Source organism: Anaerococcus nagyae (assembly GCF_017874535.1).
Lineage (GTDB): Bacteria > Bacillota > Clostridia > Tissierellales > Peptoniphilaceae > Anaerococcus > Anaerococcus nagyae.
The window spans coordinates 176943-191594 of sequence record NZ_JAGGLS010000001.1; the positions used below are offsets into that span (position 1 = coordinate 176943).

Sequence of the window (14652 nt, forward strand, 5' to 3'; positions counted from 1 at the left end):
CCTACATTATATGAAAGACTCTAGCTATAATTCCTATTGCAAATAAAGCTAAGATTATAGTTATTGGAGATACATCTTTTTTAAGAAGCTTAGATATACCTAAGGTTAATAGTAATGGAACTAATCCTGGTATTAATAAGTCTATGTTATCTTGTAATGTAGTAACTTTTACTGGATCTAGTGAACTTGGTCCATAAGTAGTATATGCCTTAAGAGCCTCTCTAATACCTTCAGCACCTGCTGGTAGATTTGCCCAGTCTATATATAAGTCGCTGTCTTGAGTAACTCTTGTAATTGGAACTGTAAAGTCAATATTTACCCAACGTTGTACTAATGCTCCTATGACAAACATACCTATTATAGAAGCCATTAATGTAACTCTACCTAAAAGACCTCCTGATAAATCCTTGCTGATCTCCTTACCTGCTTTATAGCCAAATTCTTGAGTCTTCCAAAGGAATATATATCTTATTAGATTCCAAAAAACAAAGAATATAATAGGTCCTAATATACTTCCACCAAGGGCAAGAGAAGCTCCTAAAGCTCCTAAAATCGGCCTAATAGTAAACCAAAAGACTGGATCTCCTACACCTGCTAGAGGACCCATCATACCTACTTTTACACCATTTATAGCTGCATCATCTATTGGTGTTCCATTCGCTCTTTCTTCTTCCATAGCTAGGGTTACACCTAAAACTGGTGCTGATACATAAGGGTGAGTATTATAGAACTCTAAGTGACGTTTTAAGGCTTTAACTTGACTGTCTTTGTCTTTGTATAAGGTTTTGATAGCTGGAATCATAGAATAAGCCCAACCACCATTTTGCATCCTTTCAAAGTTCCAAGTACCTTGTAAAAATTGATGTCTATTGCAAATATTTTTTCTAGTTTTTTTATCCAAAACTATTCTATCTTTGTTTTCTATAACTCTATTTTCACTAGATTCTTCTACTATTTGATCTTTTTCTTCTTTATTATCTATAGCAGAAGTATCGTTTACTTTTTTATCAGTATTAGTTTCAAATACTTCTACATCTTTTTTATTTTTATTTTCACTCATTTAGCTCTCCTTAATAATCATTTATTACATCACCTAAAGGATCACCAGATCCATGAGATGAGCTACTGCTACTTTGAGCTAATCCTTTAAGTTTCATATATATAAGTCCAAGTGCTAGCCCTATTACTCCTAATCCTATAAGAGTAATTTGAGGGATAGCTGCAAGTACAAAACCTAAGGCAAAAAATGGCCATGTTTCTTTTGTACTCATCATATTAAGTACCATTGCATAACCTACTGCTGCAACCATACCACCACCTACTTGCATACCCTCTTTTAGCCAAGCTGGCATAGCATTTAAAGCATTTGTTACAGCTGAGGCTGGGATAAAGCAAAGGATGAGGGCAGGTATAGCAATTCTAAGTCCTTGCATAGCAACACCAGACCAGTGGATTCTTTCTATTTTTGCAAAGTTTGCTGTTTCTGCTGCGCTATCCATTCCATGAACCATTGGTATAGCAAGGGTTCTTGCAAGCATTGTTAAAAACAAACCTGCAACTGAAAGTGGGATAGCAAGAGTTATAGACGTTGATATTGCCTCATCTATATTAGAGGTGCCACCATTTAAGGCAAGAGCCATTATTATAGCTGAAGCGGTAGATGCAAGTGCCGCATCTGGAGCTATAGCCGCTCCTACATTTGACCAACCTAGTGCATAAAGTTGTAGTTGACCTCCAAGTATAATACCTGCTTTAAGATGCCCTGTTACAAGTCCTATTAGGGTACAAGCAACAAGTGGTTGATGAAATTGGAACTGGTCTAATATCCCTTCACAACCTGCTAAAAAGGCAACTACGAATATTAAAATAATATTAATAGCATTCATTCATCTCTCCTATATATTTAATTCTTTTTTTGCTTTTTTAAGCATATTATCTAAATTTTCCGGCTTATCAGCTGGAACTTTACGAACATCAAAGTTTACGCCGTACTCTTTGATCTTTTCTATTGTTTCTACATCATCCTTATCCATAGCAACAGAAGTTGAAAGATTTACTTTTCCTTCTGAATAAGACATGGAACCAAGGTTTACTGTATCAATTTCGCCCCCAAGTTCTAATAACTGCAACACATCTTGAGGTTTCTCAAATAATAACAAAGCTCTTGTAGCCCCAAATCTAGGATCTTCTAAGATTTCTTTCATCTTCCAAATTGGTACTACGTGTGCCTTTACCCCTGGTGGCTCAGCTTGCATAATCATATTCTTTCGCAAATCATCTTGGCTAACTGCATCAGATACAACTATAATTCGATCAGGTTTTGTTGATTTTGTCCAGCTAGTTGCCACTTGACCGTGCAAAAGTCTAGTGTCTATACGAGCTAGTACTATATCAATCTTTCCATCTCCTATAACTGTTCCCTCAGGTATAGATCCATTTTTGGTCGCCTGGGCTATTTCTTTATCAGCATCATCAGCCTCATTAGCCTCATTATCACTAGCTTTAGCTTCACTTACTTCATTTAAGTCTTCTGGCTTTATCTTGACCCCTTCTTTAGCTGAGCCTATAATTGCTTTTGCAATATCATGAGAAGATTCGCTAGTGAATCTTTCTGATAAAGCTTCGATAACCATAGGTAGATTCATTCCAGCTACTATTGCCCACTTATCTTCATGGCCTTCTAGTAAATTGGATGTTTGATTAAAGGGAGTACCTCCCCACAAATCTACTAAGAATAAAATTTGATCACAGTCTACTTTTTCTATAGCAGATTCTAGATCATTTCTTAAGTCATCTGGTCCCATGGAAGGTAAAAGTATAGCTGATTCAAATTGTTCTTGCTCACCAAAAATCATTTGAGCAGATTCTTTTATACCTTCAGCAAAGTGGCCATGACTTGCAAGTATTATTCCTACCATCTTTTCTCCTTTCATATATAATTTATATAAATACAAATAATTATTTATGCTTATATTATAACAGATTATTAGTCAACTTTATCAGCAGGATAAAAAATATTTGCATCAAAGCGAGCACGTGTTAAAACTTCCATATAATTTTGAGTAAGATTTAATAGATCCTCTATTTTTTTCCTATCATTATTTCTTAATATTCTTTCAATTTCTACAAATTCATAGTATAATCTTGACTTATTTTCTAAATTATAATTAAAATATTCTTTACTACTTCCATTAGTTCTACTAATATTAAATTCTCTAAAGCTATTTAAGGCATCAGGAATTTCAATTGTGGCATCCGTTCCTTGAATAGTATTTACAAGAGGTGCGGCAGAATCTTTTGACCCTATAGAAGATACTTTAAAGTCACCGTAATCTAAGATGACAACCCCAGAAGTATCTATATCATTTTCAATATTTGCAAAATACCTTACATCTTTTGGCAAACCAAAAGCATCAACAGCAAAGGCTACATTATATAAATTTAAGTCGATTAAAGCTCCTCCAGAATTTTCTAGACTAAAGACCGGCTCTATAATACCTTCCTTGAATTTATCGTATCTTGATGAATATTGAGAATAGTTAAGAGAAACAATTTTTATATCTCCCAATTCTCCTATAAGTTTTTTAATTTCAATAGAATTTGGTATAAATCTATGGCTCATTGCTTCTACTATCATAAGGTCATTTGCTTTTGCTTTTTTGATTATTTTTTCTGTTTCATAAGCATTTGATGTAAATGGCTTTTCACAAATAATATTCTTTTTATAATCGATGGTCTTATCCATTGCTTCAAAATGCAAATTATTTGGTAAGGCAATATAAACAGTATCAATTTCTGGATTTTCTAATAAACTTTCTATACTTGTATAATAATTTTTTATAGAAAAATCTTTAGCAAGTTTTTGTAGCTTTTCTTCATTTCTTGCTGCTATTGCATATACATCAATATTTTCTATTTGATCTAATACAGGTAAAACTTCCTTTACAATTTTACCAGAGCCTAAAATTCCTAATTTCATAAATTCTCCTTACTTTAACTAGTTTTTTACAAACTTATCCTTATATAAGTTAATATAATACATCTTGTAGTATAGTTAAACAAATGGAGGAGAAATATGACTTACACTTTAAAAGAAAAACAAACTTATAAAAAGATGGGGGTTACCGTCTTTTTATATGAACATAATAAAACAAAAGCTCAAGTAGCTTATGTAAAAAATGATGATCACAACAAAACTTTTGGAATAGGCTTTAAGACGCCTCCTACTAATTCCAAAGGTATGGCTCATATAATGGAGCATTCTGTTCTAAATGGATCCAAAAAATATAGGACTCGTGAGCCTTTTATGGATATGGCTAGCTCATCATTGCAGACTTTCCTAAATGCTATGACTTATCCAGATAAAACCGTCTACCCTGTTTCTAGCGAAAATGACAAGGACTTTTTCAATTTAACTGATGTTTATCTGGATGCTGTATTTAATCCACAAGTTATTAATAAAAAAGAAATACTAGACCAAGAAGGCTGGCATTATGTCATGGAAGATGGAAAAATAACTGGTATTTCTGGAGTTGTCTATAACGAAATGAAGGGAGCTTTAACAGATCCTGATGAGCTGGTTTATGATGACTTTATATCTTACTTATACAAAAATAGTCCTTACCAATATGAATCTGGCGGGGATCCAGCTGAAATTTATAAACTAAGCTTTGATGAATTTAAGAAATTTTATAAGAACCATTATCATCCATCCAATGCTTATATCTATTTTTATGGTGACTTAGATATAGACTTTTATCTAGACCATCTAGATAAGGAATATTTATCAAATTATGAATATAAAAATCTTGATTTTAATATAGAAGTCCCTAGTAATCAATATGATAAAATAATCGAATCAACCTATCCAGCTAGCAGACTAGATGAAAGTAGTGATTATTTAGTCTATGGATTTTTGACTAAGGAAAATACAGATACAAAATATTATCTAACACTTTTGATACTTCTTAGCGCACTTTTTCATATGGATTCTTCAAAAATCCGTAATCAAATATACGAACAAATTGATCCAGAAGATTTTACAGCTCGTGTTGGCTATGGTGTACGTAGTTCTATAATTCTTCAAGCTCAAAAAACAGATGCATCAAAACTAGATAGATTTATCCAAATAATCGAAGATGGACTAAAAGAAGCTAGCAAAGGAATGAATAAAGAAAGTCTAAAGTCAGCCTTTTCAATATTTGAATACGGCCAAAGGGAACAACTAATCTCTGTAATGCGAGGACTCACCTATTTTCTTATGTGGTCTTTTGAAAAGCCAGTATTCGAAAGCTTTAAAATAGTTGATTACCTAGATGAATTACGTGACTTAATAGATACTGACTATTATGAAAACTTTATAAGAGATAATTTTATAGACAATCCTACAAAATTAATCTACATTGCTAAACCAAGTACTAAGTATACAGAAGAAAAACAAGCTGAATTAAAATCATATATAGAAAATTTAAATTCTACTATGACTAAAGAAAAACTCGAACTCATAAGAACAGACTTGGAAAGATTAGATATCCATCAAAATAAAAAAGACAATGAAGAAGAAAAAGCTACAATTCCTGTTTTAAATATAAAAGATGTGGAAACTCATGTAGAAAAGACTCCTAGAGAAATTGTTGATGACAAATTTAAGTATGTTTACCATAATATAGATACAGCAGGACTAATATATACTTCGCTCTACTTTGATGTTGATCATCTAAGCCTTGATGAATTAAGATATCTATCACTAATAAACGACTTCATGGGTTCTGTAGATACTAACAATTTGCCATACACACAAATAGATGATATCTTATTTCAAAATTTATCAAGCCCTAACTTTTCAAATGCTTTCATAAGTATTAATGATAAAGACTCAGCAAGGCTAGAAAAAGTTTCATTTACTTCAACTATAGAAACTATAGAAAAATCTATAGATCTTATAGCTGATTTTATGTTTAATTCAAAGTTTGACAACAAGAAAAGGATCATAGAACTTTTAAGAATGAGAAAGTCATACTTTGAATCCACTATGTATGATAACGGTCATATCCTAGCGATTAATAGGGCAAATAGCCATATAGATGAGAATATTATGCTAAAAGATGAATTAAGTGGCATTGGCTCTTATTTATTTACTAAAGAAGTTATAAATCAAGCACAAGAAGACTTTGATGGATTTATAAATAAGTTAAATGATATATACAAAAAAATATTTACATCAAATCTTGAAGTAAATATAACTGGTTCTAGAGAAAATTTTTTAAAAGTAAAAAAGCTCTTAAATAACAAATTCAACTCTTTAGATAAAAAAGAAAATAAAGTTAAGTTAGATTTTATTCCAAAATCTTATAAAGAAGCTATAATTAGTGGAGCTAATGTAAACTATGTAGCAAAAAGTGCAAATATAAAAGAACTAAAATCAAAATTTAATGGTAAGATAATGTTAGCAACAACAATACTATCAAATCCTTATCTCTATGAATTAATAAGAGCTAAGGGTGGTGCTTATGGTGCAGGTCTTACAATAAGTAAAAACGGACTATTATCAGCTTATTCATATAGAGACCCAAATATCCTAAAAACTATAGAAAATTTTGATAAGATAAGTGATTTAACTAAAAATATTGATATAAGCAAAAGGGATTTTGAAAATCAAAAAATATCCTCTATGGGATCAATATTACGTCCAAAATCTCCATCCACCCTCGCTGATGAAGATTATGTAAGATATAAAAAAGAAAATCCTATTGATCCCGAAAAACTTTTATCTGAAATCAAGACAAGTACTCTTGATGAAATTAAGGCTTATAATGATTTATTTAAAAAATCAATGCAAGAAGAAAATATATGTGTCTTCGGTAATAGAGAAAATATAACAGATATAAAGAATGAGTTTGATAAAATAATAGATTTAAATGATTAATTAATGAATATCAATTGTATATTTAAATATTTTAAAGTTTAGGGTATGATGTTTATAAGATATAAGGAGCTTTTATGAGTGAAAATAAAAATAAATTTAAATTTGATGATTTTAACTTAAATGATATAAATTTTAGCGAAATTGGTAATTCTATTAAAAAATCTGTAAACTCTACCCTGAAAAAATTTACAGAAGCAACAGAGACTGAAAACCTACCACAAACTAGAAATAAGGAAGTATGTGCTCAAAAACCACCTGAAATAAGCAAAGCTCATACTTTTCAGGCTCTTACTATACTATCAGCAATTGGACTAACTATAGTATTTTTTTACTTTTTATTTAGTTTTTTTAGCTTTAAAGGTTTTGGAAACTTCTTTGGATCAATATTTACTTTACTGTTGACGATTGCTATTCCTTACGTTTTTTGGAAAGCTAGCAAAGAATATCTAAGACTATCTAATAACTATATAAGATTTCTTAGAGAACTAGGCAATAATACAGTTATATCAATAAGAGACTTGGCTAGCTCCGTTACCCAAAGTGAAGAAAAAACTGTTTCGGACCTTACAAAAATGATGAAACGAGGCTATTTCTACCAAGCACGTATAGTAGAAGATGATTCACTATTTATCCTAGATATTCCAACTTTCCGCCTATATAAGGAAAAGAAAAAGGAAATTCCACAAACTAGCAGAAATGAGGATAACAGAGAAAATAACGAAGAATTGGTAGAAGATCTAAGCTATGAGAAAGCAAGTGAAATACTTAAAAAGGGTAATGATATATTAGCAAGAATTAACAAGACAAAGGCTAATATAAAAAGTGAAGACTTTAAGTCAAATGTAGAAAAGGTGAGCCACAATTCTACTGATATTCTAAGAATTGTAGAAAATCATCCAGAAAAGTCCTACGCCCTTAATAAATTTTCAGACTATTACTTACCTACCGTGGAAAAACTTACAGACACTTACTATGAATTTGAACTTATGCGTACAGATGATAGCAGAATAAAAAAATCAATGCATGATATAAATGAATCTATAATAACAATTACAGAAGCCTTTGATAAAATAAAAGTAGAACTTTTAGGTGATAGAGCTATGGACATTAAAACTGATATAGATACCATCAACCTACTTTTAAATCAAGAAGGCTACACAGAAGATGATTGGAGCAAGGAATGAGTGATATTGAATTAACCTTAGACGGTGCAGAAGAAAAAAAAGACAATAAGCTAGAAAGCATAACTAACCAAGGACCTGATCTTGTAGAAAATAATATCAAATTTTCACCAGAAGAAGAAAAGATGATAGATGATTTTTCTAAAAAAATTAGCCTAGAAGATACCAACATAATACTTCAATACGGATCCGGAGCGCAAAAAAAGATTTCAAACTTTTCAGAAAAAACTTTAGATACGGTAAGGAACAAAGACCTTGGCGAAATAGGTGGTTTACTTGATTCTGTTGTAATGGATATAAAATCTATGGAACGCGAAGAACCATCAGGCCCTTTAGGATTTCTAAAAAAACAAGCAAATAAAATAGACGATATGAAAGTACGCTATCAATCAGCTGAAAAAAATATAGACGATGTAGCAAAAGCTCTAGAAAATCATCAAATCACTTTGATGAAGGATATTTCTATGCTTGATCAAATGTATGATTTAAATGAAGAATACTACAAAGAAATCACCATGTATATAGAGGCTGGCAATAGAAAGCTTAAAGAAACTTATGCCAATGAAATCCCAGCCCTAGAATCTAAGGCTAAAGAAAGCAACTTACCACTTGATGCTCAAAAAGTAAATGACATAAAATCTCAAGCAAATCGCTTTGAGAAAAAACTTCATGACCTAGATTTAACACGTATGGTTTCCATACAAATGGCTCCACAAATCAGAATGGTACAATCTTCAAACTCTATAATGGCAGAAAAAATTCAAACAACAATAGTAAATACCATTCCCCTATGGAAAAACCAGATGGTACTAGCTTTAGGTATGAATCATACTAACCAAGCTATAGCTACCCAACAAAGAGTAACAGACCTTACCAATGATTTACTTCGTAAAAATGCAGATACTCTAAAACAAAATACTATAGAAACTGCTAAAGCTACAGAGCGTGGTATAATTGACCTAGATACTATTAAACATACCAACGATCAACTTATTTCTACAATAGAAGAAGTTAGAAATATACAAATCGAGGGTAAAAAGAATAGGTCACTAGCTCAAGCAGAAATCGCAAGGCTAGAAGATGAACTAAAAAGTAACTTAACAAAAGGAAATACAAATTAGGAGAAACAATGGTAGATATAGGAGATTATAAATTTGATACTCAAATGCTAATAGCAGGAGAGGATTTAGATGAAGATGAGATCTTTGATCATATAACAGAAAATTTTGAAGGAGATAGCCTACTTGCTGTAGGTGATGAAGAACTAATCAAAATTCACTTTCATACAAACAAACCTTGGGAAGTCTTAGAATATGCTGCAAGTCTTGGAGAAATACATGATATAGTTGTAGAAAATATGCTAAGACAGGCCGAAGGATTAAAAGGCTAATAACTTATAAGACTAGAACTTCGGTTCTAGTTTTTTATTGAAATATTCGTATTTTTTAATATAATAATAGTTAAAGAATATATAAAAGAAAGAGTATATTATGAAAATAAAAAATTATATAGGAGCCTTTGCTTTAGGATGTGCTTTAGTATTTCCTTTAACAAACCTACCTGCCCAAGCAAGTGAACTCACTATAAATACCAATGAAAATATAATAGAGAAACAAAATACTGATATTAAAAATCTTCCAAACTACGATCTAGCTTCTAAAAGAGAAATTGAATCCTACAAGAAAATTGACGTTTCTGATAATAAAGAAAATATATTTGGCAAAGAATTCCAAACTCGTCTAGATTTAGCTAGAGAAATCAAACTTTTAGAAAAATATGATTATAAAGATAAAGAAATTTTAAAAGAATCTTATGATATCCTAAATTCTAGTAATTTAGAAAAAATCTCAGGACAAACACAAGCTTTACAAATATTAATTGATCAAATCCAAAAACAAAATCCAGAAAAAACTATATCTATTGATGATCAAGAAGAAAAAGCTATCCAGGAAAGTGTAAGAGGATATCTAAGTGATGGTATACTCGTAGGCTTAGATGTCGAAAATAAGGATAATTTGAATACTTTTATAGAAGCTATTAAAAATTCAAAATCTTATTATGAAGCTAATGATAAACTAAAAGAAAAATATGATGAAGTACTCAAATCTGCTAGTGAAAATAAAGATTATAAAGAAGCTAATGAACTAATAGTTGATTTTATTAAAGATCCAAATAAAGAAGAATATAGATTAGAAGGTAGTAAGGCTTCCGATAATGAAAATATAAACTTTCAATCTTCAAATAATGAGAATGCCGAAGACAGCTTAACAATAGATGAAACTACCTTTGAAAATCCAAGTCAAAATACCTCCAATGAAACTACTACAAGTAGTCAATCAGCTTTTTTAAAGAATGAAAAGACTAAATCTAAGTATAGCGAGTTATCAGATTCTCAAAAACGTGAACTAGATGCTATAGATACTAATAAAGACGGTAAAATTTCTAAAGAAGAATTAGATAATTCAGCAAATTATTCTTCAAGTCTCGGAGAGGACTCATGGATATACCCTTTTACCGAAGAAGCCTTATCCAAAGATACTAGTAGCAATTCATCTACTAATGATTCAGATCATAAAAGCTCAGAAAAAAACACAAGTACAAATGATAACAAAGATACTTCCAGCAAAGCAATGCCTCAGACAGTTACCATTGATGAGGAAAAAGTGAAGTCACCGGAATTAAAGTCTGATGATGACAATAAATCTACTTATAATAAAAACGATGAAAATAAAAATTTCAACGAAGCTCAGGCAAGTCAAGAAGCAGTAAAGAAAAACACCTCAGCTGCAAGCATAGTAAAAACAGGCATCAAAGGCATTAAAATAATATTAGTAGTATTAATTGTAGCAATTATAGCTTATTACTTTATGGCCAAGGATAAGAATAAAAGAAAATAATATATAAAAGGGACTGTTGCAAAACTATGAATAATTATCGTTCATTCTGCACAGCCCCTTTTTCCTTGCATTAATTTGTCTCATATTATAATATAATAATGAGGTGAATTATGAAAATACAAAGTAGTTTTCTTATTATACTTAGTCTATCTTTAATGATGTCGAATAATCTTTCCTATGCAGATGAACTAGATAATAAGGAAAATATCCAATCTCTAGAAATAGAAAACTCAGATAATATTGATACCTTAGATAACTACACTCTTTTATCATATATTGAAGAAATAAAAAATAGTCCCCAGTATTTATCCTCAAACAGCGAGATAAAATTACTGTATGATAATGCAATAGACTTTAATTCAAGAGCCTTAAAAAAAGATAATAAAGAATGGTTAGAATTTTCTTATAATAATTTGAAAGGTGATATTAAAATTATAGAAGAACTAGCTAATGATAATAAGGATATTTCAAATATAAACTTGCATTCCCCTTTTTATACAGATTCTTCTTATAAGATAGCCTATTTGAAGCTAGATAAAGAAAAGCAAGATATCTTAGATAAGTTAAAGTCTGATAAAAGCAAACAAAGTTTTTTAACAATAGCAGAAGTAGACAATTCAGGAAAGTTTGCCCTCCCCGTATTTTTTAGTGATTGGCTATATCCTTTTATGAAAGATAAAGATCTAGATGGAACAGTTGGAGAAAGTAGTGCCGAACAAGAAGCTTTTACAAGGGATAAGGATCTATTAGAGGCTTATAGAAATACTAGTTTAGAGAAAAGATATGAACTAAAACAAGGATTATATAATAAAGAAAAAGTTATTAGCAAGGATCAATTATTAAATACAGATAACAATTTGACAGAAGTAGACTCTCAAAATCCTTATAATACTAGAGATGATGATAAAATTCCAGATATTAATCCTAATAATGAAGAAGATTTTTCTAAAAATGAGCTTGATGATAGTATTTCTGAAAATAATATTAACGATATATCCAAAGATAATAAGATAGAAGAAGACAATACTGATAAGTATAAGTATTCTTCTGTGTTTTATATAAAAAATAGAACTAAGGATTTATATGTTGCTTTAACTGATGACCAAAGGGAAGATTTAGATAATATGAATACAGATGGTGATGAATATTTAAGTATTGAGGAGCTAGAAAAATATGGAAAATATGCTTTACCTATTAAAGACGGCATAGATTGGCTATATCCTTTTATGTTTGATAAAAATGAAGACGGTATAATTGATGACTCCGATAGAAATAATAAAGCTAAGCAAGAATATGACAATAGCTATAATGATAATTACCAAAAAAATAATGTAAATCAAAAAAGCAGTGAAACAAAATCTATTTCAAATAATTATGATTCATCATTCTATAAAAATAACAAGACTCGTAATGCTTATCTAAACTTACCAGATGAAAAAAAGGAATTGTTAGATAAAATGAATACTGATGGCAATTATCCTTTAACTATAGATGAAGTTTTAGCTTCTGGATTATTTACTCTACCAATAAGTGAAAATGACTGGGTTTATCCATTTATGATTGATAAAAATAATGATGGCCTAATAGGTGAGGACTATTATTATTTTAAAGAAAATACAATACCACAAAATTCTACAAGCTATCCGAAAATAACTTCTAACTCATATCCTAGTACACAAAAAGTATCTAGTATGAAATCAACACCCAATATCCAAGCAAATAAGAATGTAAAGACAGGGATTAAAAAACTAAAATTGCCTTTAGTCTTACTAATAAGCTCTTCTTTTGCTTATAGTATTACTAAAAAATATCATTAAAAATGACCTTCATTAGTTGCTTTTAAGCTCAACTTTTGGAGGTCATTTTATTAATAATCAAATTTCTTATTTAAAAATTTCCATCTTCTATCTCTTCAATAGTATCTATAGAATTTCTAAAACTACCTGATTGTATATCTGGGCTGGTCTTTTTTTCTGCATTTATTGTGCCGTCTGGCGCATAACCTAAAGTATTTGTATATGTAAATACTAGGCCTGAATTTGGCATGACATCATTTATGACGCCAAGAGTTATACCATCTCCTCCTGTTTTCTCTCCTACTAGAGTTGCTGATTCGCTATTTTTCATAAAACTAGCCATTCCTTCTGCAGCAGAAAACACAGCCTTATCCACTAAAAGATATACATTTCCATCAAAACCATTATTTTTATTTTTCTCATCTGGACTAATGCTTATAGTATCCTTTATATAATAGTCAAAATTTTTTAAATCAGCTGAATGATCTAATTTTACTCCTGAAATATCTACATTGCTTAGCTTCTCTACATTTAATGTATCATCGGCAAGTATCAACTTTGCTCTATCAGAATCTTTGAAGAATAAATGATTAGTTACTGATTTTTGGCTGGTTAAAAGCTTAGGTAACAAGAAATTTTGCCAGTATTCCATATTGCCACCGTAATTTTCTCTAATATCTATTACTAAAGCCTTATAAAGATGTTTATTTCTCAAAAATTCATTTAAAACATCTTGATCAGCTGCAAACTTATCAGGATCCACCATGCCATTTATTTTTATAATTGCTATATTTTCATTACTCGTATCAAGAGTCATATTGCTAGCTTGGTTGTTTGGGATAATTGTTGATATTGCAAGCTTATTATTTTGTCCATTATCTACTATTTGCTTGCCATCTATATGATATCTATTTCTCACCACTTGTTTATTTAGACTTAAAAACTCATAATAAATTGATGGGGAATTCCAGTTTTTTGAATAATAATCTAAAGTACTTTTTACGTAAGCTTCATCTGCAATTCTGGCGTGATGGTTATTAAGCTCTCCCATAATACCAGTCATTACATCTATAAACTCTTGATCAGTTTTAGCTTCCTCTACCCTTTTTAAATATTTATTATAATTACCTATAAAATCTACATTTTGTTCTCTTTTAAGAACGTCAAAAAAAGGATAATTCTCCTTTAGCTCTTCAAATAAATAATTGAAATCATCTACCATCTCTTTATTTGTAAGAGACTTTGGATTTTCTGTTGCTGGCAATTGTAATTTAGGAGGCTTATCTAAATCCTTATACCACTTTAGATAGCTATCTACATCAAATTTGTCAATATTCTCAGGATAAAAGATATTGCTGTTTGCATCAAAGCCATTATTTTCTACTATATCTTCGGCTCGATTTGCTTCTAATTTGTCTAGTCTTCTTTTTGCACACGAGGTATTTATGAGCATAAAAACAAGGATCAGACAAAAAATCTTAGCTTTATTTTTCATCAAATCCTCCTTTTATGGCATAATCTCTTTTATATAAGTCAAATATTACTGCAATATTTCCTATAGGATTTACTAGTGAAAATACCACTATACTTATAACAAGAAATTTAAGTCGGCTTCTTTCACTTCTTGCAATAGCTGCTAAGCTTGTAAGCCTCCTTGTTCTTAGGCTCGCCATACCATAAATAGATGCAAGTATGCCAAAGATAATCTCAAAAATTTCCTTATAATAGATGCCAAAAGCCAAAATACCCAGCCCTGATAAGATCCAAATTATGGAACTTATAGTTTTCATTTTATTATATTTTTTTAATAAATTAGTATTCTCACTTTTTCTTCTTCTCATAGTTTAATTATA

The 14652-nt window shown here is 30.4% G+C and carries 12 protein-coding genes; 6 read left to right on the forward strand and 6 right to left on the reverse strand.

What is annotated here, in order from left to right; all coding sequences use genetic code 11:
* Position 1: 1 nt before the first annotated feature.
* From J2Z39_RS00845 to J2Z39_RS00860, 4 genes are all read right to left on the reverse strand, one after another.
* The gene (locus tag J2Z39_RS00845; protein ID WP_209813292.1) at positions 2–1060 is read right to left on the reverse strand and encodes a PTS system mannose/fructose/sorbose family transporter subunit IID; all 1059 of its coding nucleotides are present in this window, start codon (positions 1058–1060) and stop codon (positions 2–4) included.
* 10 nt (positions 1061–1070) lie between these two features.
* Complete coding sequence (locus J2Z39_RS00850) at positions 1071–1886, reverse strand: PTS mannose/fructose/sorbose transporter subunit IIC (protein WP_209813293.1); 816 nt, start codon at positions 1884–1886, stop codon at positions 1071–1073.
* A 9-nt stretch (positions 1887–1895) separates the two neighbouring features.
* The gene (locus tag J2Z39_RS00855) at positions 1896–2918 is read right to left on the reverse strand and encodes a PTS sugar transporter subunit IIB (RefSeq protein ID WP_209813298.1); all 1023 of its coding nucleotides are present in this window, start codon (positions 2916–2918) and stop codon (positions 1896–1898) included.
* A 68-nt stretch (positions 2919–2986) separates the two neighbouring features.
* A complete protein-coding gene (locus J2Z39_RS00860; RefSeq protein WP_209813299.1) occupies positions 2987–3979 on the reverse strand; it encodes a Gfo/Idh/MocA family protein in 993 nt (330 codons plus the stop codon).
* A gap of 96 nt (positions 3980–4075) precedes the next feature.
* Between J2Z39_RS00860 and J2Z39_RS00865 the strand changes: the two genes are divergently transcribed.
* From J2Z39_RS00865 to J2Z39_RS00890, 6 genes are all read left to right on the forward strand, one after another.
* Positions 4076–6925 (forward strand): insulinase family protein, encoded by a 2850-nt coding sequence (locus J2Z39_RS00865; protein ID WP_209813301.1) that lies wholly within the window; start codon positions 4076–4078, stop codon positions 6923–6925.
* A 74-nt stretch (positions 6926–6999) separates the two neighbouring features.
* Complete coding sequence (locus J2Z39_RS00870) at positions 7000–8109, forward strand: 5-bromo-4-chloroindolyl phosphate hydrolysis family protein (RefSeq protein WP_209813303.1); 1110 nt, start codon at positions 7000–7002, stop codon at positions 8107–8109.
* Positions 8106–9227: a toxic anion resistance protein gene (locus J2Z39_RS00875; protein ID WP_209813305.1), complete on the forward strand. Its 1122-nt coding sequence runs from the start codon at positions 8106–8108 to the stop codon at positions 9225–9227. The genes J2Z39_RS00870 and J2Z39_RS00875 overlap by 4 nt, the downstream gene beginning before the upstream one ends.
* A gap of 8 nt (positions 9228–9235) precedes the next feature.
* On the forward strand, positions 9236–9496 hold the full coding sequence (locus J2Z39_RS00880) for a kinase to dihydroxyacetone kinase (protein ID WP_209813309.1): 261 nt from the start codon (positions 9236–9238) through the stop codon (positions 9494–9496).
* A gap of 100 nt (positions 9497–9596) precedes the next feature.
* A complete protein-coding gene (locus tag J2Z39_RS00885) occupies positions 9597–11003 on the forward strand; it encodes a hypothetical protein (protein ID WP_209813312.1) in 1407 nt (468 codons plus the stop codon).
* A 110-nt stretch (positions 11004–11113) separates the two neighbouring features.
* Positions 11114–12820 (forward strand): hypothetical protein, encoded by a 1707-nt coding sequence (locus J2Z39_RS00890; RefSeq protein WP_209813315.1) that lies wholly within the window; start codon positions 11114–11116, stop codon positions 12818–12820.
* A 70-nt stretch (positions 12821–12890) separates the two neighbouring features.
* Here J2Z39_RS00890 and J2Z39_RS00895 read toward each other — a convergent pair whose 3' ends face one another.
* Both J2Z39_RS00895 and J2Z39_RS00900 read right to left on the reverse strand, forming a co-directional pair.
* Positions 12891–14294: a S41 family peptidase gene (locus J2Z39_RS00895; RefSeq protein ID WP_209813318.1), complete on the reverse strand. Its 1404-nt coding sequence runs from the start codon at positions 14292–14294 to the stop codon at positions 12891–12893.
* Positions 14284–14640 carry a hypothetical protein gene (locus tag J2Z39_RS00900; RefSeq protein ID WP_117520129.1) on the reverse strand — a complete coding sequence of 119 codons (357 nt, stop codon included), beginning with the start codon at positions 14638–14640 and terminating at the stop codon, positions 14284–14286. Before J2Z39_RS00900 ends, J2Z39_RS00895 begins: the two co-directional genes overlap by 11 nt.
* Positions 14641–14652: the final 12 nt, after the last annotated feature.